This window comes from Kitasatospora sp. NPDC058184 (assembly GCF_042883725.1).
Lineage (GTDB): Bacteria > Actinomycetota > Actinomycetes > Streptomycetales > Streptomycetaceae > Kitasatospora.
The window spans coordinates 23,945-46,387 of the sequence record NZ_JBHVVE010000007.1 but is presented as its reverse complement, the minus strand read 5'-3'; the positions used below and the strand labels follow the sequence as shown (position 1 = coordinate 46,387).

Annotated in this window: 5 protein-coding genes; 1 reads left to right on the top strand and 4 read right to left on the bottom strand. The window is 74.8% G+C overall.

The features are described 5' to 3' along the window. Window positions 1-18: 18 nt before the first annotated feature. Window positions 19-3,243: a BTAD domain-containing putative transcriptional regulator gene (locus tag ACFVXH_RS15255; RefSeq protein ID WP_387823619.1), complete on the top strand. Its 3,225-nt coding sequence runs from the start codon at window positions 19-21 to the stop codon at window positions 3,241-3,243. 61 nt (window positions 3,244-3,304) lie between these two features. On the opposite strand, the gene ACFVXH_RS15250 is transcribed toward ACFVXH_RS15255, so the two are convergent. From ACFVXH_RS15250 to ACFVXH_RS15235, 4 genes are all read right to left on the bottom strand, one after another. Continuing rightward, window positions 3,305-3,529, bottom strand: a complete 225-nt coding sequence (locus tag ACFVXH_RS15250) for a hypothetical protein (protein ID WP_117486792.1) — start codon at window positions 3,527-3,529, stop codon at window positions 3,305-3,307. Window positions 3,530-3,686: 157 nt separating this feature from the next. After that, window positions 3,687-4,499, bottom strand: a complete 813-nt coding sequence (gene ddaH, locus ACFVXH_RS15245; protein ID WP_049650865.1) for a dimethylargininase — start codon at window positions 4,497-4,499, stop codon at window positions 3,687-3,689. Window positions 4,500-4,591: 92 nt separating this feature from the next. Then, complete coding sequence (locus ACFVXH_RS15240) at window positions 4,592-5,887, bottom strand: MFS transporter (RefSeq protein ID WP_049650866.1); 1,296 nt, start codon at window positions 5,885-5,887, stop codon at window positions 4,592-4,594. A 6-nt stretch (window positions 5,888-5,893) separates the two neighbouring features. After that, window positions 5,894-22,405, bottom strand: coding sequence for a non-ribosomal peptide synthase/polyketide synthase (locus ACFVXH_RS15235; RefSeq protein ID WP_387823614.1), 16,512 nt, complete (start codon window positions 22,403-22,405; stop codon window positions 5,894-5,896). Window positions 22,406-22,443 lie beyond the last annotated feature (38 nt).

Genomic DNA, 22,443 nt, shown 5'->3' with positions numbered 1-22,443 from the left:
AAGCGGGCAGGTGCAGGAATGGATGATTTCCGGTTCTCGGTGCTGGGCTTGATGCGGGCGCAGCGCGGCGCGACCGTACTGAAGGTGGGCAGCCCCCAGCAGCAGGCGATGCTGGCGGTGCTGCTGCTCCGGCCCGGCCACGGCGCGAGCGCCACCGACCTGATCGACGCCCTGTGGGGCGAGGAGCCGCCGGGCACCGCGATGACGACGGTGCGCACCTACGCCTGGCGGTGGCGCAAGGTCCTGCACGGCGAGGCGCCGGACGCGCCGACCGTGCTGACCTCGGTCGGGGACGGCTACCGGCTGGTGCTGCCCAAGCACGCGGTGGACGCGGCGCAGGCGGAGGAGCTGGCGGCGCAGGCCGAGCGCACGGCGGCCGCCGGGGAGCCGCAGCAGGCGCGCGACCTGCTGAACCAGGCGCTGGAGCTGTGGCAGGGCGAGCCGCTGGCCGGCATCCCCGGGCCGTTCGCGCAGCGGCAGCGCCAGCGGCTCCAGGAGCTGCGGCTGACCCTGCTGGAGGAGCGGATCGCCCTGGACCTGGCGCTGGGGCGCTACTCCCGGTGCATCCCGGAGCTGACCTCGCTGACCACCGAGCACCCGCTGCACGAGCGGGCGTACGGGCTGCTGATGCGGGCGCTGTACCAGGCCGGGCGGCAGGCGGACGCGCTGGCCGTGTTCCGGGGCGCGCGTCAGCTGTTCCTGGCCGAACTGGGGGTGGCGCCCGGGGCGGAGCTGGACCTGCTGCACCAGCGGATCCTGGAGGGGGACCCGTCGCTCGCCGCCCCGGCACCCTCCGTCGCGCTCGTCCCCGTCGCGCTCGTCCCGGGCCCGGTCGCCGCCGGTCCGGCGGAGCCGGCCGCGCCCGGGGCCGAGGCACCGGACCCGCCCGTCGGCCCGTCGGCGCCGAACGCTCCCGCCGCCGCACCGGCCGGGAACACCGCCCCGGCCGGGAGCAGCACACCGACCCCCAGACCGGCCCAACTTCCGCCCGACGCGGCCGACTTCACCGGCCGATCGGTCCTGGTCGAACGGCTGGGCAAGGCTCTCGGCGGGGCGCACGGAGGGGCGCCCGACAGAAACCCCGGCGCACCGGGCCAGCAGGCGCTGGTGATCGCGACCGTGGTCGGCATGGGCGGGGTCGGCAAGACCGCGCTGGCCCTGCACGTCGCCCACCGGGTGCGCGAGGCCTACCCGGACGGTCAGCTCTACGTCGACCTGCGCGGCGCCGACGCCACCCCGGCCGATCCGGAGGCGGTGCTCAGCGGCTTCCTGGTGGCGCTCGGCGTGCCCGCCGACGCGGTGCCGGAGGGTCTGGACGCCCGCTCGGCGCTGTTCCGCTCGGCGGTGGACGGCCGGCGGCTGCTGCTGGTGCTCGACAACGTCCACGACACCGCGCAGATCAGACCGCTGCTGCCGGGCGCGGTCGGCTGCGCCGTGCTCACCACCAGCCGGACCCGACTGTCCGGCCTGCCCGCGACCGTCCAGGCCGACCTCGGCGTCTTCGAGCCCGAGGAGGCGCTCGAACTGCTGGGCCGCACCATCGGCGCCGAGCGGCTGGCCGCCGAGGCGCAGGCCGCCCGGGAGCTGCTGCTCGTCTGCGGCCACCTCCCGCTCGCGGTCCGGATCGTGGCGGCCCGGCTGGCGGCCCGGCCGAGCTGGACGGTGCAGACGCTGGGCCGCCGGCTGGCGGTCGAGCGGCGGCGGATCGACGAGCTGCGGATCGGCGACCTGGAGGTGGCGGCGGCCTTCGAACTGAGCTACCGCCAGTTGACGCCCGCCCAGGCCCGGGCGTTCCGGCTGGCCGCCTCGGTGGACGGGCCGGACCTCGGGCTGCAGGCCGCGGCCGCCCTGCTGGACCTGGACGAGTACGACGCCGAGGACCTGCTGGAGGCCCTGGTGGACGTGGCGATGATGGAGTCGCCCTTCCCCGGCCGCTACCGCTTCCACGACCTGCTGCGCGCGTTCGCCCGGCGCCGTCCGGACGATCCCGGCGCGGCCGTCGCGGCCCGCGACCGGATGCTGGACCACCTGCTGGCCACCGCCTGCTCGGCCTTCCAGCACGCCGTCCCCGGGGATCCGGCGGCCGGCGCACTCGGGCCGGCCCGCAGCGCGGGCGTCCCGCTGGACGGCCCGGACGGGGCGCGGGCCTGGGCCGAGGCGGAGGGTTCCGGGGCGATCGCGCTGGCCGCGCAGGTGGCGGGCTGGAGCGTCGCGGACGACACCGACGGCCAGAGCGGCGAGCCTTCCGACGGCCCGGCACCGGACACCGCCGACGGACCGACCACGGACCCGCTGCGCGCCGCGATCGACCTGCTGATCGCGCTCACGCCGTTCGTCCTCGCCCCGCCCAGCCGCCAGCTGGCCACCACCGCGGAGGCCCTGGCCGCCGCCGCGGTCCACCGCGCCGACCACCGGGCAGCTGGTCGGGCGCACTTCCTGCGCGGCAACGTCGCCCTGGCCGCCACCCGGCTGGAGGAGGCGGAGGCGGCCTCCCGGCTGGCGGTGGCCGCCTCCCGCGCGGCGGGCGACACGGTGATCCTGCGCCAGGCGCTGAACGACCTCGGCCTGGTCTGCCAGTTCCTCAGCCGCTACGACGAGGCCGTCGGACACTACGACGAGGCGCTGCTGCTGGCCCGCGAACTCGGCCACCGCTCCGGGGCGCTGGTGACGACGGTGAACGCGGCGCTGGCCCGGGTGCGCAGCGGGCGGGCCGCCGAGGCGGTGCCGATCTGCCACGAGGCGCTGGCCGAGCTGCGGACCCGGAACGACGATCCGGGCCGGGCGTACACGCTGTACGTGCTGGGGCTGGCGCTGCACGGGCTGGGGCGGCACGAGGAGGCGGTCACCTGGTTCGGCGAGTGCCTGGCGGTGGCCTCGGCGTCCGGTCTGCGGGCCCGGGCCGGGCACGCCCGCTACCGGATGGCGGACAGTCTGCGCTCGCTCGGCCGGACGGAGGAGGCGCTGGAGCACGCCGGGCAGGCGCTGGAGCTGTGCGAGGAGCTGGGTGCCGAGCGGGACCAGGGCCACGCGCTGCTGGTGCTGGGCCGGACGCTGGCCGACCTCGGGCGGGAGGCCGAGGCGTACGGACGGCTGCGGGAGGCGCACCGGATCTTCGTCCGGCTGGGGCTGCCGGAGGCGGCGGAGGTGGCGGGGCTGCTGCCCCGGGCCGAGGGTCCGGATCCGTCGACCCCGTCGGGCCGGGCGGTCCGGCGGGCCGCCGACCGGCTCTCCTCGGGCTGCTGAGGAATCGATCCTGCTGGCGGTTCCGGTGTGTTCAGGAACTGGTGCGCAGGAACCGGTGTGTTCAGGAGCCGGTGCTGTTCCAGTCGCCGTTGCCGCCGGTCGGGGTGGGGGTCGGGGTGGGCGTCGGCGTCGCGCCGCCGCCGCTCACCACCGTCGCCACCCCGGCGTCGGCCGCCGCCCCGGCGACCGTCACCGAGAGGCCGGCGCCCAGGGCGACGGTCACCCCGAGGCCGACCGTGAACAGCCGGAGGCGGGTGCGGATGGTGGTGGCCGGACGCTGCGTCATCTCTGGTACTCCTCGGCTCGCTTCCCTGCTGGGAAGGGGTTCCGTCGTGGTGTGGCACCAGTCTGGCCGGGAGCGTTCAACGGTCGATCTACAGTCGAGCACCGGTGATCACCAATGATCACCGGTGCTCGATGGGCCACCCGCTCAGGCCGCCCGCTCAGGCCGTCGCGCGGATCTCCAGGGTGCAGCACTTCACGCTTCCGCCGCCCTTGAGCAGCTCGCTGAGGTCCATCCCGATCGGCCGGAAGCCGCGCTCGCGCAGTCGCGAGGCCAGTCCCACGGCCGCCTCCGGCAGCACCACGTGCAGGCCGTCGCTGATCGCGTTGAGGCCGAACACCTCCGCGTCGGCCCGGTCCGCCAGCAGCGCGTCCGGGAACAGCCGGCGCAGCACCGCACGGCTGCCGGCCGAGAAGGCCTCCGGGTTGTACATGATCTCGTCGCCGTCCAGCACGGCGAGCGCGGTGTCCAGGTGGTAGAAGCGCGGGTCGACCAGCTCCAGGCCGACCACCGGGCGGCCGAAGAACTCCTGCGCCTCCGCGTGCCCGTCGGCCACGCTGCGGAAGCCCCGCCCGGCCAGCACGTAGCTCGCGGTCGTCAGCAGGTCCCCCTCGCCCTCGTTGACGTACTCCGGGTCGCGGGTCTCGAAGCCCCGGGCGCGGAACCACTCCAGGTAGGCCGGGCCCTCGGCGGCCCGCTCGGTGTTGCGGAAGCGCGCCCCGAGCACCCTGCCGTCCACCACGGTGGCGCCGTTGGCCGCGTAGACCATGTCGGGCAGGCCGGGCAGCGGGTCGATCAGGTCGACCCGGTGGCCGAGCTCGCCGTACAGGGCGTGCAGCCGCTCCCACTGGGCGACGGCCAGGTCGGTGTCCACCGGCTTCGCCGGGTCCATCCAGGGGTTGATCGCGTAGGTGACGTCGAAGTGGGTCGGACGGCACATCAGGTAGTGGCGCGGGCGGGCGGTGCGGGCCATCGGAAGCTCCTCGGAAGTCGGGTACGGGCGGCAGGGGCGGTACGGGCGGTACGGGCAGTACGGGCGGTGCGAGCGGTGCTGGCGGGGGCCGGTCAGGCGGTGGGGGCCGGCGGCCGGGTCGGGAAGTCGCGCAGGCCGCGCAGCGGGCTGGCCAGCAGCACCGCGCCCGCCGACAGCAGCACGCCCGCCATCAGCCAGATCGTGCTGCGGGCGCCGATCGCCTCGCCGAGGTAGCCGCCGAGCAGGGCGCCCACCGGGATCGCGCTGTAGTTGAGGGTCGCGGAGCTGGCCCGGATCCGGCCGATCATCGCGGGCGGGCAGTAGCCCTGGGAGAAGCTGCCGGCGAGCACGTTGCCCGCCACCACCCCGCAGACCGCGACCGCCCAGGCGAGCGCGCTGACCACCAGCGGCAGCCGGTCGCCCGCCAGCGGCAGCAGCAGGATGAAGGGCGCGACCACCAGTTCGCAGACCAGCAGCCCACGGGCGCTGCCCAGCTTGCGGGCGACCCGTCCGGCCAGCATCGCGCCGGCCAGTCCGCCGACGCTCACCAGCGCGAACACCCCGCCCACCGCGCCCGGTTCGAGCCCCACACTGCGCACCAGGAAGACCGTCTGCACCGCCTGGATGCCGTTCAGCCCCAGGTTGCCGACCGCCGCGAAGCAGGCGAACGTCCGCAGGTACGGGTCGCGCAGCAGGAACCGGACACCCTCGCCGATCTCGCGCGGGATGCCGCGCCGCTCGGACACCGGCGGGGGGCGCTCCTCCGTCCTGATCCGCCGCAGGAACACCGCCGACACCAGGTAGGTGAGCGAGTCCGCGAACATCCCGCTGGCGGCGCCGAACGCCTGGGAGAGCAGACCGGCCGCGCCCGGGCCGGCGATCTCGGCCGCCGAGGCGCCGGAGCGCAGCTTGACGTTGGCCTCCAGCAGGTCGGCCTTGCCGACCAGGGTGGGCAGCACCGCGCCGTAGGCGGTGGAGAAGAACACCTTCACCGCCCCGGTCAGCAGGGCCACCACCACCAGGTGGGCCAGCGAGAGCACCCCCAGCCAACTGGCCACCGGCACGCTGCCGAAGAGGAGGAGCAGCAGCAGGTCGCAGACCAGCATCACCCGCAGCCGGGGCCAGCGGTCCACCCAGGCGCCGGCCAGCAGGCCGAGGAACAGCCAGGGCAGCCAGGCGGCCGCGTTGATCACGCCCACCGCGAGGGGGCTGGCGCCCAGGGTGACCACGGCCACCAGGGACAGCGCCACGCTCCCGACAGCCGTACCGAAGTTGCTGGTGGTCTCACCGATCCAGAGCCGGCGGAAGTCCCCGTGGGCCCACAGGCCCCACCTGCTGCGCGGCCGGTCCGGCGGTGCCGGTGACTCGATCGGGACGGTGGTGGTCATCGCGGCTCACGCTCCGGACTTCTCGGTGTTCTGGGACTTCTCGGCGTTGTCGGTGGTGCCGGCGCTGTCGGTGGTGCGTGCGCTGTCGGTGGTGCCTGCGTTGTCGGTGGTGCCGGCGCTCTCGGCCCGCAACTTGTCGGCGAGCACGGCGGCGATCCGGGCGAGCGGCTCCGGCCGGGCCAGGTCGCCGTGGCCGACCGGCAGCCGGTGGCCCTCGATCAGCCCGTCCAGGTGAGGCCGCCAGGCCTCCTCGTACGGCCAGTCGGCCGGCTTGCCGAGGGTGGCGCCGAAGAAGACGGCATCGCCCCGGTAGTGCTGGGGCCGGTGCTCGGCCATCAGTTTGCGGTGCCGGTCGAACACCTCGGGCAGGACGTGCGCGGCCTCACCGAGCACCGCCGCCAGATCGGCCTGGCCGCTGCCGTCCGCCGGGTCGTAGCCCAGCGAGCGCAGCAACTCGTCCACCGTGTCGGCGGGTTCGGACGGCGGGGCGGCATCGGTGCGGACCGCCGGGCCGCCGTCCAGCAGGGCCAGCAGCCCGACCGGCGCGCCCTCGGCCTGGAGCCGGACGGCCATCTCCTGGGCGACCACCGCACCGAAGGACCAGCCCAGCAGGTGGTACGGGCCGGACGGGTGGACGGCGCGGATCTGCCGTACGTAGTCCTCGGCGATCTCGGCGACGCTGGCCGGCGCCCCGCCGCGCAGGCCGCGGGCCTGGAGGCCGTACACCGGCTGCCCCGGGTCGAGGTGGCGCAGCAGCCCGGAGTAGACCCAGCTGATGCCGGCCGCCGGGTGGACGCAGAACAGCGGGGGCCGGTCGCCGCCGGTGCGCAGGGGCAGCAGCACGTCCAGGGCGTCGGCAGCCGGGCCCTGGTCGAGCCGGCCGTCCAGCCCGGCCACCGTGGGCGCCTCGAACAGCGCCCGCATGCCGAGATCGACACCGAGGGCGGTGCGGACGCGCGAGAGCAGTTTCATGGCGAGCAGGGAGTGCCCGCCCAGATCGAAGAAGTCGTCGTCGATGCCGACGCGCTCCAGGCCGAGGGTTTCGGCGAACAGGGTGCAGAGCAGCTGCTCGCGCGGGGTGCGGGCCGGGCGGCCGGCCGGGTGGGCGGCGAACTCCGGTGCGGGCAGAGCGCGGTGGTCGACCTTCCCGCTGCCGGTCAGCGGCAGGGCGGGCAGCGCGACGAAGGCGGCGGGCACCATGTGGGCGGGCAGCCGCTCGGCGGTGAAGGCCCGCAGGCCGGCCGGGTCGAGCGGGCGGTCGGTGACCAGGTAGGCGACCAGTCGGGTGCCGCTGTCGTCCGGCCGGACGACGGCCGCGGCGACCTCGGGGTGAGTCGTCAACACCTGCTCGATCTCCCCGAGTTCGATCCGGAAGCCGCGGATCTTCACCTGGTCGTCGGTACGGCCCAGGTACTCCAGCTCACCGTCCCGGGCCCGGCGCACCAGGTCCCCGGTGCGGTACATCCGCTCACCCGAGACGAACGGGCTGGCGACGAACCGCTCCGCCGTGAGCGCGGCGCGTCCCAGGTACCCCCGGGCCAGTCCGGCGCCCGCCAGGTACAGCTCCCCCGGGATGCCGACCGGCGCCGGGTTCAGGTGCTCGTCCAGCACGTACCCGACGGTCCCGGCGACAGCCCGGCCGAGCACCGGGCGGTCCGAGCCGTCGAGCGGCTGCTCCAGGGCCTCCACGGTGGACTCCGTCGGGCCGTACAGGTTGTACGCCCGCAGCCCCGGGGTCTCCCGCAGTCGCGTCCACAGTGCCTGGCCGACGGCCTCGCCGCCCACCAGCACGACGCCCGGCGCCGGCGCCTCCAGCAGGCCCTCCTCGACGAGTTGGGCCAGGAAGGACGGGGTGGCGTTCACCACGTCGATGCCGTGCGAGCCGACGTGGCGGACCAGCGCGGCCGCGTCGAGGCGCAGGTCCTCGCCGATCAGGTGCAGTTCATGCCCGACCACCATCCACAGCAGGCCCTCCCAGGAGGCGTCGAAGCAGAGCGAGGCCGTCAGCGCGAACTTCCGGTTCTCCTCCCCCGCCATCATGCCCGCCCGGTGGCCGGCCAGCAGGGCGGCTAGGCTCCCGTGCGAGACCACCACACCCTTCGGGCGGCCGGTCGAGCCGGAGGTGTAGATCACGTAGGCAGCGTCCGCTCCGTCCAGGACGGGCCTGGTGAACTCCGCCGGTCCGGGCACGTCCGTGACGTCCAACACCGGGAGTTCTGCCAGCAGTTCGGGCAGCGGCCACCGGTCGTCGGTCAGCACCAGCGCGGGCTCGGCGTCCGCCAGGGTGTAGGCCGTGCGCTCCGCCGGGTACCCGGCGTCCAGCGGCAGGTAAACCCCGCCCGCCTTCAGCACCGCGAGCAGCCCGACCACCGACTCCACCGAGCGCGGCAGCGCCAACGCCACCACCGCCCCGGGCGTCGCCCCCGCACCGATCAGCCGACCCGCGAGCCGTCCGGCCCGTGCGTCCAACTCCCGGTACGTCAGCACCTCATCGCCGCACACCAGCGCCACCGCCTCCGGCGTGGCCGCCACCTGCTCCTCGAACACCGCCGGAAGCAACGGCACCGCCGAAGCCAACGGCCGCGCAGCACCGAGCAGTTCGGCCCGCTTCGCCGGACTCACCAACGGCAGTGCCCCGATCCGGGTGTCCGGCCGCTCGACAGCCGCCGTCAGCAGGCCGGCGAAGTGGCGGACCATCGCCTCGGCCGTCTCCCGGTCGAAGAGGTCCGTCGCGAAGTCGAGCACGCACTCCAGACCGGCCGGCGCGCCGTCCGGACCGAAGGACTCACCGATGCCGACACTCAGGTCGAACTTGGCGACCGCACGACCGGACGATTCCACGGAGACGTCCAGCCCGGCCGCGTCCAGCGGCGCCGTGTCGCCACCGCCCTGAAGGACCAGCATCACCTGGAAGAGCGGGTGCCGGGCCAGCGAACGAGCCGGGTTGAGCTCCTCGACCAGGCGCTCGAACGGCACGTCCTGATGGGCATGCGCATCGAGCTGGGTCTCCCGGACCCGGGCCAACAGCTCCGTGAAACTCGGATTGCCCGAGGTGTCCGTCCGCAACACCAGGGTGTTGACGAAGAACCCGACCAGCTGGTCCACCGCCTCGTCCGAGCGCCCCGCCGTCACCGATCCGATCGGGATGTCCGTTCCGGCACCGAGCCGGGTGAGCAGGGCGGCGAGCGCCGCCTGCGCGGCCATGAACATCGTCACCCGCTGCTCACGCGCCAACGTCACCAGCGCACGGTGCAGTTCGGCACCCAACGGAAGCACCACACGGTCACCCCGGTGGCTGGCCACGGCACCCCGCGGACGGTCCGCCGGCAGCGCCAGCTCCTCCGGAAGATCGGCCAACGCCTCGCGCCAGTAGCCGAGTTGGCGTGCCATCGGTCCGTCCTGGTCCGCTTCGTCGAGCAGCTCGCGCTGCCAGAGCGCGTAGTCGGCGTACTGGACGGGCAGCGGCGCCCACCCGGGCACGGTGCCCGCCGCCCGCGCCGCGTAGGCGGCGGCGAGGTCCCGCAGCAGCGGACCCATCGACCACCCGTCACCGGCGATGTGGTGCAGCACCAGGACCAGCAGGTACTCGGCCTGCCCGGCCGGGATCAGGTGGGCCCGGATCGGCAGGTCGGCGGCCAGGTCGAACGGGCGCCCGGTGCAGGCCTCCGGCGCGGTGCCCTCGGGCAGCAGCTCGACGGGCACCCGGGCCGCCCAGGCCGGCAGGACGCGCTGGTACGGGGTGCCGTCCTCCTCCTCGATCAGCGTGCGCAGGACCTCGTGCCGGGCGACCAGGTCGCCCAGGGCCGAGCCGAGGGCGTCGGTGTCCAGCTCACCCGCCACGCGGAGCACCAGCGGCAGGTTGTACACCGCACTCGGCCCCTCCATCCGGTCGATCAGCCAGAGCCGCTGCTGCGCGAAGGACAACGGCACCCGCTCCGGCCGCTCGACGTAGGCGGTCAGCGCGAGACGCTCCGCCCCCGAACCCAGGCGGGCCGCCAGCCCGGCCGGCGTCGGCGCCTCGAAGACGTCCCGGACCGCCAACTCCGCCGCCAGCGTCGAGCGCACCCGACTGAGCAACCGGGTCGCGAGCAACGAGTGCCCGCCCAGCGCGAAGAAGTCGTCCTCCACCCCGACCGCGTCCAGCCCGAGCACCTCGGCGAACAGGCCGCACAGGATCTCCTCCTGCGGCGTACGGGCCGCCCGGCCGCCGACCGGCGCGAGTGCTGTCAGGTCGGGTTCGGGCAGGGCACGGTGGTCGACCTTCCCGCTGCCGGTCAGCGGCAGGGCATCGAGCGTCACCACGGCGGCCGGGACCATGTAGCCGGGCAGTGACTCGGCGGCGAACCGGCGCAGCGCGTTGCCGAGCTCGGGGCCGGCGTCCTCGGCCACCGCGCAGTAGGCGATCAGCCGACGGTCCCCGTCCTCGCTCTCCCGAACGGTCACCACGGCCTGACGGACGGCCGGGTGGCCGGCCAACACGGCCTCGATCTCGCCGAGTTCGATCCGGAAGCCGCGGATCTTCACCTGGTCGTCGGTGCGGCCCAGGTACTCCAGCTCGCCGTCACGGGCGCGGCGCACCAGGTCACCGGTGCGGTACATCCGCTCACCCGCGACGAACGGGCTGGCGACGAAGCGCTCGGCGGTCAGGGCGGGCCGGTTGAGGTAGCCCCGGGCCAGTCCGGCACCGGCCAGGTACAGCTCCCCGGGGATGCCGACGGGCACCGGGTTCAGGTGCTCGTCCAGCACGTACCCGACGGTCCCGGCGACGGCCCGGCCGAGCACCGGCCGGTCCGAACCGTCGAGCGGCTGCTCCAGGGCCTCCACGGTGGACTCGGTCGGGCCATACAGGTTGTACGCCAGCAGCCCCGGGGTCTCCCGCAGCCGCGTCCACAGCGCCTGGCCGACGGCCTCACCGCCCACCAGTACGACGCCCGGTGCCGGCGCCTCCAGCAGGCCCTCCTCGACCAGTTGGACCAGGAAGGACGGCGTGGCGTTCACCACGTCGATCGCCGACTCGCGCACATGGCGGACCAGTTGCCCGGCGTCCCGGCGGACCTCGTCGTCGATCAGGTGCAGCTCATGCCCGACCACCATCCACAGCAGGCCCTCCCAGGAGGCGTCGAAGCAGAGCGAGGCCGTCAGCGCGAACTTCCGGTTCTCCTCCCCCGCCATCATGCCCGCCCGATGGCCGGCCAGCAGGGCGGCGAGACTGCCGTGCGAGACCACCACACCCTTCGGGCGGCCGGTCGAGCCGGAGGTGTAGATCACGTACGCCGCGTCCGCTGCGCCCAGGGCGATCAGGGGACCCTGTGCCGATCCGGGCACGTCCGTGACGTCCAACACCGGGAGTTCGGTGAGCAGTTCGGGCAGCGGCCACCGGTCGTCGGTCAGCACGAGAGCGGGCTCGGCGTCCGCCAGGGTGTAGGCCGTGCGCTCCGCCGGGTACCCGGCGTCCAGCGGCAGGTACACCCCGCCCGCCTTGAGCACCGCGAGCAGCCCGACCACCGACTCCACCGAGCGCGGCAAGGCGATCGCCACCACCGCACCGGGCGTCACCCCGGCATCGACCAGCCGACCCGCAAGCCGTCCGGCCCGCGCGTCCAACTCCCGGTACGTCAGCACCTCATCGCCGCACACCAGCGCCACCGCCTCCGGCGTGGCCGCCACCTGCTCCTCGAACACCGCCGGAAGCAGCGGCACCTCAGAAGCCAACGGCGTGGCACCGACCAGCAGTTCGGCCCGCTCCGCCGGGGACAGCAGCTCCGCCCTGCCGATCGGCAGGTCCGGACCGGCCGCGACGGCTGCCAGCAGCCGGCCGAACCGGACGGCGATCGCCTCGACCGTCTCGTGGTCGAAGAGGTCCGTCGCGAAGTCGACCACGCATTCCAGACCGGCCGGCGCGCCGTCCGGACCGAAGGACTCGCCGATGCCGACACTCAGGTCGAACTTGGCGACCGCACGACCGGACGGCTCGACCGAGACGTCCAGCCCGGCCGCGTCCAGCGGCGCCGTGTCACCACCGCCCTGAAGGACCAGCATCACCTGGAACAACGGGTGCCGGGCCAGCGAACGAGTCGGGTTGAGCTCCTCGACCAGGCGCTCGAACGGCACGTCCTGATGGGCATGCGCATCGAGCTGGGTCTCCCGGACCCGGGCCAACAGCTCCGTGAAGCTCGGGTTGCCCGAGGTGTCGGTCCGCAGCACCAGCGTGTTGACGAAGAAGCCGACCAGCTGGTCCACCGCCTCGTCCGAACGCCCCGCCGTCACCGATCCGATCGGGATGTCCGTCCCGGCACCGAGCCGGGTCAGCAGAGCGGCGAGCGCCGCCTGCGCGGTCATGAACATCGTCACCCGCTGCTCACGCGCCAACGTCACCAGCGCACGGTGCAGTTCGGCACCCAACGGAAGCACCACCCGGCCGCCCTGGTGACTGGCCACGGCACCCCGCGGACGGTCCGCCGGCAGCGCCAGCTCCTCCGGCATTCCGGCCAGGGCCTCGTTCCAGTAGCCGAGTTGGCGGGAGATGAGGCTCTCCTCGTCGGCCTCGTCGCCGAGCAGCTCACGCTGCCAGAGCGCGTAGTCGGCGTACTGGACGGGCAGCGGCGACCAGCCGGGCGCGGTGCCCGCCGTCCGCGCCGCATAGGCGGCGGCGAGGTCACGCAGCAGCGGACCCATCGACCACCCGTCACCGGCGATGTGGTGCAGCACCAGGACCAGCACGTGATCTTCCGAGGAGACCCGCAACAGCAGGGCGCGCACCGGGAGTTCGGCCGCCAGGTCGAAGGGCCGGCGGGAGGCCGCGTCGACGGACTCGCCGACCTCGTCGGCCGGGCAGTCCCGGACCTCGAAGGGCACCGATGCCGCCCCGACCGGCAGGATCAGCTGGTGCGGTTCGCCGTCGGTCTCCACCACCAGCGTGCGCAGGGCCTCGTGCCGGGCGACCAGGTCGCCCAGGGCCGAGCCGAGGGCGTCGGTGTCCAGCTCGCCCGCCACGCGGAGCACCAGCGGCAGGTTGTACACCGCACTGGGCCCCTCCATCCGGTCGATCAGCCAGAGCCGCTGCTGCGCGAAGGAGAGCGGCACCCGCTCCGGCCGCTCGACGTAGGCGGTCAGCGCGAGACGCTCCGCCCCCGAACCCAGGCGGGCGGCCAGCCCGGCCGGCGTCGGCGCCTCGAAGACGTCCCGGACCGCCAACTCCGCGGCCAGCGTCGAGCGCACCCGGCTGAGCAACCGGGTGGCGAGCAGCGAATGCCCGCCCAGCGCGAAGAAGTCGTCCTCCACCCCGACCACGTCCAGGCCGAGCACCTCGGCGAACAGACCGCAGAGGATCTCCTCCTGCGGCGTGCGGGCCGCCCGGCCGCCGGCCAGCGCGGCGAAGTCGGGGGCCGGGAGCGCGGCCCGGTCCAGCTTGCCGTTGGCGGTCAGCGGCAGGGCGTCGAGCGTCACCACGGCGGCCGGGACCATGTAGCCGGGCAGCGACTCGGCCGTGAACCGGCGCAGCGCGCCACCGAGCTCGGGGCCGGCGTCCTCGGCCACCGCGCAGTAGGCGATCAGCCGACGGTCCCCGTCCTCACTCTCCCGAACGGTCACCACGGCCTGACGGACAGCCGGATGGGCCGCCAACACCGCCTCGATCTCACCGAGTTCGATCCGGAAACCCCGGATCTTCACCTGGTCGTCGGTACGGCCCAGGTACTCCAACTCACCATCACGGGCACGACGCACCAGGTCCCCAGTCCGGTACATCCGCTCACCCGCGACGAACGGGCTGGCGACGAACCGCTCCGCCGTCAGCGCGGCGCGTCCCAGGTACCCGCGGGCCAGTCCGGCACCCGCCAGGTACAACTCGCCCGCCACCCCACGCGGGACCGGGTTCAGGTGCTCGTCCAGCACATACCCGGCGGTCCCCGCGACGGCCCGGCCGAGCACCGGCCGGTCCACGCCGTCGAGCGGCCGGGTGAGGGCGTGCACGGTCGACTCGGTCGGCCCGTACATCGTGTGGCCGGCGGTCAGCGGAGCCGCGCACAGCCGCGTCCACAGACCCTGCCCGATCGCCTCACCGCCGAGCAGCAGCAGCTTCGGCGCCGGCTCCTCCAGCAGCCCCTCCTCGACCAGCTGCTCGGCGTACGACGGAGTGACGTGCAACGCGTCCAGCCCGACCTCGCGGACGTGGCGGACCAACTGCCGGGCGTCCCGACGCACCTCGTCACCGATCAGGTGCAGCTCGTGCCCGGCGACCATCCACAGCACCACCTCCAACGAGGCGTCGAAGCAGAGCGAAGCCGTCAACGCGACCCGCAGCCGACCGTGCGCCGCCTCCGCGTCCGCGACCAGCGTCGCCCGATGGCCCGCCAGCAGGGCGGCGAGGCTCCCGTGCGAGACCACCACACCCTTCGGACGACCGGTCGAGCCGGACGTGTGGATCACGTACGCCGCGTCCGCCCCGCCCAGGACAGGCCTGGCGAACTCCACCGGACCGGGAACGTCCGTGACGTCCAACACCGGCAGCTCGGCCAGCACGTCGGGCAGCGGCCAGCGGCTGTCCGTCAGCACCAGCGCCGGCTCGGCGTCCGCCAGGATGTGCCCGGTACGCTCCGCCGGGTACTCGGCGTCCAGCGGCAGGTACACCCCGCCCGCCTTGAGCACCGCGAGCAGCCCGACCACCGACTCCACCGAGCGCGGCAAGGCGATCGCCACCATCGCGCCCGGCGTCACCCCGGCACCGACCAGCCGACCCGCAAGCCGTCCGGCCCGCGCATCCAACTCCCGGTACGTCAGCACCTCATCGCCGCACACCAGCGCCACCGCCTCCGGCGTGGCCACCGCCTGCTCCTCGAACACCGCCGGAAGCAGCGGCACCTCCGAAGCCAACGGCGCGGCACCGCCGAGCAGTTCGGCCAGCTCCTCCGGACTCACCAGCGGCAGCGCCCCGATCCGGGTGTCCGGCCGCTCGACGGCCGCCGCCAGCAGGCCGGCGAAGTGGCGGACGATCGCCTCGGCCGTCTCCTGGTCGAACAGGTCCGTCGCGTAGTCGAGCGCGAAGTCGATCCCGGCGGGCTCACCGTCCGGGCCGAAGAGCTCCTGGGCGGTCACGTTGAGGTCGAACTTGGCGACCCCGGTGGCGGCCGGCAGCACCCCGTTCCACAGGCCGGACGAGGAGGCGTCGGCCTGCTCGTTGTTCTGGAGCACCATCGCGACCTGGAAGAGCGGGTGCCGGGCCAGCGAGCGGGTCGGGTTGAGCTCCTCGACCAGGCGCTCGAACGGCACGTCCTGGTGGGCGTAGGCGCCGAGGTCGGTCTCCCGGACCCGGGCCAGCAGCTCGGTGAAGCTCGGGTTGCCCGAGGTGTCGGTGCGCAGCACCAGGGTGTTGACGAAGAAGCCGACCAGTTCGTCCAGCGCCTCGTCGGAGCGCCCGGCGACCACGGAGCCGATCGGTACGTCGGTGCCCGCGCCGAGCCGGGTGAGCAGGGCGGCGAAGGCGGCCTGGATGGCCATGAACATCGTCACCCGCTGCTCGCGCGCCAGGGTCCGCAGCGCACGGTGGAGTTCGACGTCGAGCAGCTGTGCCACCCGGTCGCCCTGGTGGCTGGCGGCGGCGCCCCTGGGGCGGTCCGCCGGGAGCGCCAGCTCTTCCGGCATTCCGGCCAGGGTCTCGTTCCAGTAGGCGAGTTGGCGGGAGAAGAGGCTCTCCTCGTCGGCCTCGTCGCCGAGCAGGTCGCGCTGCCAGAGCGCGTAGTCGGCGTACTGGACGGGCAGCGGCGCCTGTCGCGGCGCGGTTCCGGCCGTCCGCGCCGCGTAGGCGGCGGCGAGGTCGCGCACCAGCTTGCGGGTCGACCAGCCGTCGCTCGCGATGTGGTGCAGCACCAGGACCAGCACGTGTTCCTCGGCGTCGACCCGCAACAGCAGGGCGCGCACCGGGAGTTCGGCCGCCAGGTCGAAGGGCCGGCGGGAGGCCGCGTCGACGGACTCGCCGACCTCCTCGGCCGGGCAGTCCCGGACCTCGAAGGGCACCGAGGCCGCCCCGGCCGGCAGGATCAGCTGGTGCGGTTCGCCGTCGGTCTCCACCATCAGGGTGCGCAGGACCTCGTGCCGGGCGACCAGGTCGCCGAGGGCGCGTTCCAGCGCCGCCTGGTCCAGCTCGCCGGTCAGGCGCAGCGCCAGCGGCGAGTTGTAGAGGGCGCTCGGCCCCTCGATCCGGTCGATCAGCCAGAGCCGCTGCTGGGCGAAGGAGAGCGGCACCCGCTCCGGCCGCTCGACGTAGGCGGTCAGCGCGAGACGCTCCGCCCCCGATCCCAGGCAGGCGGCGAGCCCGGCCGGTGTCGGCGCCTCGAAGACGTCCCGGATGCCGAGTTCCGCGCCCAGCGTCGCGCGGACCCGGCTGAGCAGCCGGATGGCGAGCAGCGAGTGGCCGCCGAGCTCGAAGAAGTCGTCGTCGGCGCCGACCACGTCGAGGCCGAGCACCTCGCGGAACAGGCCGCAGAGGATCTCCTCCTGCGGGGTGCGGGCGGCCCGGCCGCCGGCCAGCGCGGCGAAGTCGGGGGCCGGGAGCGCGGCGCGGTCCAGCTTGCCGTTGGCGGTCAGCGGCAGGGCGTCGAGCTCCACGAAGGCGGCCGGGACCATGTAGCCGGGCAGCGACTCGGCGGCGAAGGAGCGCAGGGCGGCCGCGTCGAGGGGGCCGTCGGCGACCACGTAGGCGACCAGGCGCCGGCCGCTGTCGTCGGGCAGCACGGCGGCCTGGCGCACGCCCGGGTGGCCGGCCAGCACGGCCTCGATCTCGCCGGGTTCGATCCGGAAGCCGCGGATCTTCACCTGGTTGTCGGTGCGGCCGAGGTACTCCAGCTCGCCGTCCCGGGCGCGGCGCACCAGGTCCCCGGTGCGGTACATCCGCTCGCCCGCGACGAACGGGCTGGCGACGAACCGCTCGGCCGTGAGAGCGGACTGGCCCAGGTACCCCCGGGCCAGTCCGGCGCCGGCCAGGTACAGCTCCCCGGGGACGCCGACCGGCGCCTGGTTCAGGTTCTCGTCCAGCACGTACCCGGTGGTCCCGGCGACGGTCTGGCCGAGCACCGGCCGGTCCGCGCCGTCGAGCGGCCGGGTGAGGGCGTGCACGGTCGACTCGGTCGGCCCGTACATGGTGTGGCCGGCGGTCAGCGGAGCCGCGCACAGCCTCGTCCACAGGCCCTGCCCGATCGCCTCACCGCCGAGCAGCAGCAGCTTCGGCGCCGGCTCCTCCAGCAGCCCCTCCTCGACCAGCTGCTCGGCGTACGACGGAGTGACGTGCAACGCGTCCAGCCCGACCTCGCGGACGTGGCGGACCAGCTGCCGGGCGTCCCGACGCACCTCGTCACCGATCAGGTGCAGCTCGTGCCCGGCGACCATCCACAGCACCACCTCCAACGAGGCGTCGAAGCAGAGCGAAGCCGTCAACGCGACCCGCAGCCGACCGTGCGCCGCCTCCGCGTCCGCGACCAGCGTCGCCCGATGGCCCGCCAGCAGGGCGGCGAGGCTCCCGTGCGAGACCACCACACCCTTCGGACGACCGGTCGAGCCGGACGTGTGGATCACGTACGCCGCATCCGCCCCGCCCAGGACGGGCCTGGCGAACTCCGCCGGACCCGGCGCATCGGTGACGTCCAACACCTGGAATTCGGCGAGCAGTTCGGGCAGCGGCCAGCGGCCGTCGGTCAGCACCAGCGCGGGCCCGGCGTTCGTCAGGGTGTAGGCCGTGCGGTCCGCCGGGTACTCGGCGTCCAGCGGCAGGTACACCCCGCCCGCCTTGAGCACCGCGAGCAGCCCGACCACGGACTCCACCGAGCGCGGCAGCGCCAGCGCCACCATCGCGCCCGGCGTCACCCCGGCACCGACCAGCCGGCCCGCGAGCCGGGAGGCCCGCGCGTCCAACTCCCGGTACGTCAGCACCTCGTCGCCGCACACCAGCGCCACCGCCTCCGGCGTGGCCGCCGCCTGCTCCTCGAACACCGCCGGAAGCAGCGGCACCTCCGAAGCCAACGGCCCTGCGGAGTGGCGGAGTTCGGCCACCCCGCCCGCGGGCGTCAGGCCGGCCGCCGCGACGCTGAGCTCCGGGTCGGCGGCGGCCTGCCGCAGGATCAGGGCCAGTACGTCGGCCAGCCGCTGCGCGGTCTCCGGGTCGAACAGGTCGGTGGCGTACTCCAGCCCGCCCGCGAGCCCGTCCGGGGTGCCGTCGGCGCGGTGGCGCTCGGTCAGCGCCAGCTTGAGGTCGAACTTGGCGGTGCCGTACTCCACCGGCTCCTCGGTGGCCGTCACGCCGGGGAAGGCGGGGCCGCCCTCGGCGGCGGCGGCGAAGGTCAGCATCACCTGGAACAGCGGGTGCCGGGCCAGCGAGCGGACCGGGTTGAACTCCTCGACCAGGCGTTCGAACGGCGTGTCCTGGTGCTCGTAGGCGGCGAGGTCGGTCTCCCGGACGCGGCGCAGCAGTTCGGCGAAGCTCGGCCGGCCGGAGAGGTCGGTGCGCAGCACCAGGGTGTTGGCGAAGTAGCCGACCAGGTCGGTGGCGGCCTCGTCGAGGCGCCCGGCCACCGGGGTGCCGATCGGCAGGTCGGTGCCGGCGCCGAAGCGGTGCAGCAGGGTGGCGTAGGCGGCCTGGAGGACCATGAAGAGCGTCGCGCCGTGCTCGGCGGCGAGGTCGGCGAGCCGGGCGTGCAGCTCCGCGTCGAGCTCCAGCGGGACGACGGCGCCGCGGTGGCTGGCGACCGGCGGCCGGGGGCGGTCCGCGGGCAGTGCCAGCTCCTCCGGCAGCCCGGCCAACGCCTCGCGCCAGTGGGCGAGTTGGCGGGCGGCCAGGCTCTGCGGGTCGTCCTCGTCGCCGAGCAGTCCGTGCTGCCACAGCGCGTGGTCGGCGTACTGGACGGGCAGCGGCTCCCAGTCGGGGGCGTGGCCGGCCTGGCGGGCCCGGTAGGCGTCGGTGAGGTCGCGGTAGAGCGGGCCGAGCGAGGCGCCGTCCCCGGCGATGTGGTGCAGGACCAGGACCAGGACGTGCTCGTCCGGGCCCTCGGGCCGCAGGTAGGCGTGCACGGGCAGGTCGGCGGCCAGGTCGAAGCCGTGCCGGGCGAGTTCGTCCACCGGGCGGTCGGTGGTGGTGAGCAGCGGGGCCACGGGCCCGTCCAGGATGCGCTGGTACGGGGTGCCGTCGTGCTCGGCGAAGACGGTGCGCAGCGCCTCGTGCCGCCGGACGGTGTCGCCGAGGGCGTCCGCCAGGGCGGCGGGGTCGAGCGGGCCGCGCAGCCGCAGCGCGAGGGTGATGTTGTAGGTGGCGGTGGGGCCCTCGGCCTGGGCGAGGAACCAGAGGCGGCGCTGGGCGAAGGAGAGCGGCACCCGCTCGGGCCGGACGGCGGGCCGCAGCGCCGGGCGGGCCTGGGCGGGGGCGCCGGCGGCGCGCTCGGCGATCCGCTCGGCGAGCCCGGCGACGGTGGGCGCCTGGAAGAGGTCGCCGATGGCGAGTTCGACGCCGAGTTCGGTGCGCGCCCGGCCGACCAGGCGGGTGGCGAGCAGGGAGTGGCCGCCGAGGGCGAAGAAGTCGTCGTCGATGGTGATGTCGTCGATGCCGAGGAGTTCGCCGTAGAGCTCGCAGAGCACCCGTTCGCGCTCGTCGCGGGGGGCGCGCCCGGTGTCGTCGGCGGCGAGGTCGGGGGCGGGCAGGGCGCGGCGGTCGACCTTGCCGTTGGCGTTGAGCGGCAGGGCGTCCAGCAGGACGGCCGCGGCGGGGACCATGTAGCCGGGCAGCACGGTGCCGGCGAAGGAGCGCAGCCCGTCCGGGGTGAGCCCGGGCTCGGCGGTGCAGTAGGCGACCAGCCGCAGGTCGCCGGGGCGGTCCTCGCGGGCGATCACGATGACCTGGCGGACGGCGGGGTGGCGGGACAGCGCCGCCTCGATCTCGCCGAGCTCGATCCGGAAGCCGCGCAGCTTGACCTGGCCGTCGATCCGGCCGAGGAACTCCACGGCGCCGTCGGCGCGCCGGCGGACCAGGTCCCCGGTGCGGTACATCCGCTCGCCCGGCAGGTACGGGCAGGCGACGAAGCGTTCGGCGGTCAGGCCGGGCCGGTTGAGGTAGCCGCGGGCCAGGCCGGCGCCGGCGAGGTACAGCTCGCCGGGGACGCCGGGCGGCACGGGGCGCAGCCGGGCGTCCAGGACGTAGCCGCGCATGTTGTCCAGCGGGCCGCCGATCGGCACCCGGGGGCCGTCGAGGTCCGCGGCGGCGAGCGGGTGGTGGGTGGCGAAGGTGGTGGTCTCGGTGGGCCCGTAGACGTGGGCGAGCAGCAGGTCGGGGCAGGCGTCCAGGACGCGCCGCAGCAGGGTGCCGGAGGCGGCCTCACCGCCGGTGCAGACGACGCGCAGGGCGGCGAAGGTCTCCGGGGCCTGCTCGGCGACGAGGTCGAACAGGGCCTTGGTGAGGAAGACGGCGGTGACGCCGTGGCGGACGGTGACGGCGTGCAGGGCGGTGGCGTCGAGGGCGCCGGGCGGGGCGACCACGACGGTGCCGCCGGCCAGCAGGGGCGTCCAGATCTCGTAGGTGGCGGCGTCGAAGGCGTGCGGGGAGTGCAGCAGGACGCGCTGGTGGCGGCCGTCCTGCCAGCGCCGGTCGGCGGCGAGGTCGACGACGTCGCGGTGGCGCACGGCCACGCCCTTGGGGCGGCCGGTGGAGCCGGAGGTGTACATCACGTAGGCGAGCCGGTCCGGGTGGACGGGCAGGCCGGGGCGGTGGTCGGGGGCGCCGGCCTCGTCGCCGGGGCGGACCACGGCGGCGCCGTGCGGGAAGCCGGGGTCGGCGCGGTCGGTGAGCAGCACGGGGGCGCCGGTGTCGGCGAGCACGTCGGCCATCCGCTCGGGCGGCAGGCCGGGGTGCATGGGGACGTAGCAGCCGCCGGCCTTGAGGACGGCGAGGGTGGCGACGACGACGTCGGCGGAGCGCTCCATCAGCATCGCGACGGGGGTCTCGGGGCCGACGCCGAGGGCGGTCAGGTGGTGGGCGAGCCGGTTGGCGCGGGCGTCGAGTGCGGCGTAGTCGAGGGTGCCGCCGTCGTGGACGAGGGCGGTGGCGTGCGGGGTGCGGTCGGCCTGGCGCTCGAAGGACTCGGCGAGGGTGCCGCGCCACCGGGGGGCGTCGGTGGCGTTCCACTCGGTGAGGACGCGGGTGCGCTCCTCGGGGGCGAGCAGCTCCAGGGTGCCGATGGGGGCGTGGGGGTCGGCGGCGGCACCGGCCAGCAGCCGGCCGAGCCGCTCGGCGAGGGCGGCGACGGTGGCGCGGTCGTAGAGGTCGGCGGCGTACTCGATCGAGCCGGTGAGCCCGGCGGGGGCGCCGTCGGGGCCGTGCTGTTCGGCGATGCCGATGTTGAGGTCGAACTTGGCGACCCGCAGGCCGATCGGTTCGGGGGCGGACTCCAGCCCGGGCAGGGCGAGTTCGGCGTCCTGGCCGTGGTTCTGGAGCACCAGCAGGGTCTGGAACAGCGGGTGGCGGCCGAGCGCGCGGGGCGGGTTGAGCTCCTCGACGAGGCGCTCGAAGGGGAGGTCCTGGTTGGCGAAGGCGTCGAGCTGGGCCTCCCGGACCCGGCCGAGCAGCTCGGCGAAGCCCGGGTCGCCGGAGGTGTCCGCTCTCAGGACCAGGGAGTTGACGAAGAAGCCGACCAGGTCGTCCAGGGCCTCGTCGGCGCGTCCGGCGAGGCCGGTGCCGAGCGGGATGTCGGTGCCGGCGCCGAGCCGGGTGAACAGGGCGGCCAGACCGGCCTGGAGGACGGTGAACAGGGTGGTGCGGTGGGTGTGGGCGAGGTCGAGCAGGGCGGTGTGCAGGCCGGCGTCCCAGGCGAGGTCGACGGAGTCGGCGGCGCCGGTGGGGGCGGGCGGCCGGGGGCGGTCCGTCGGCAGTTCCAGTTCCTCCGGCAGCCCGGCCAACGCTTCGCGCCAGTGGGCGAGTTGGCGGGCGAGCAGGCTCTCGGGGTCGTGCTCGTCGCCGAGCAGGTCGCGCTGCCAGAGCGCGTAGTCGGCGTACTGGATCGGCAGCGGCTCCCAGTCGGGGGCGCCGCCGGCCAGCCGGGCCCGGTAGGCCTCGGCGAGGTCGCGCAGCAACGGGCCGAGCGACCAGCCGTCGCCGGCGATGTGGTGGAGCACCACGAGCAGCACGTGCTCGGTCGGGGAGAGGGTGAACACCGTGACCCGGATGGGCAGTTCGCGGCTCAGGTCGAAGGTCTCGGCGGCCGCGGCGTCCCGGCGGGCCGGGTAGTCGGCCGGTGCGCAGTCCTCGGCCAGGAAGCGCGGTCGCGCCTCCTCGGCCGGCAGGATCCGCTGCACCGGGACTCCCCCGGCCACCGGGAACACCGTGCGCAGGGCCTCGTGCCGGGCGACCACGTCCGCCGTCGCGGCACGCAGCGCGGCGGTGTCGAGCGCGCCGCGCAGGCGCAGGGCGAACGGCAGGTTGTACAGCGCGGTCGGCCCCTCGATCTGGTCGATCAGCCAGAGCCGCTGTTGGGCGTACGAAACCGGGATCACGGTGCTTCCTCTACTCGGGTCTACTGACGGCACGGGCT

Excerpts from the sequence above, each read along its gene's own strand:
- ACFVXH_RS15255 (WP_387823619.1), top strand. The coding sequence starts at position 19 with ATGGATGATTTCCGGTTCTCGGTGCTGGGCTTGATGCGGGCGCAGCGC.
- ACFVXH_RS15240 (WP_049650866.1), bottom strand. The coding sequence starts at position 5,887 with ATGACCACCACCGTCCCGATCGAGTCACCGGCACCGCCGGACCGGCCG.
- ACFVXH_RS15250 (WP_117486792.1), bottom strand. The coding sequence starts at position 3,529 with ATGACGCAGCGTCCGGCCACCACCATCCGCACCCGCCTCCGGCTGTTC.
- ddaH (WP_049650865.1), bottom strand. The coding sequence starts at position 4,499 with ATGGCCCGCACCGCCCGCCCGCGCCACTACCTGATGTGCCGTCCGACC.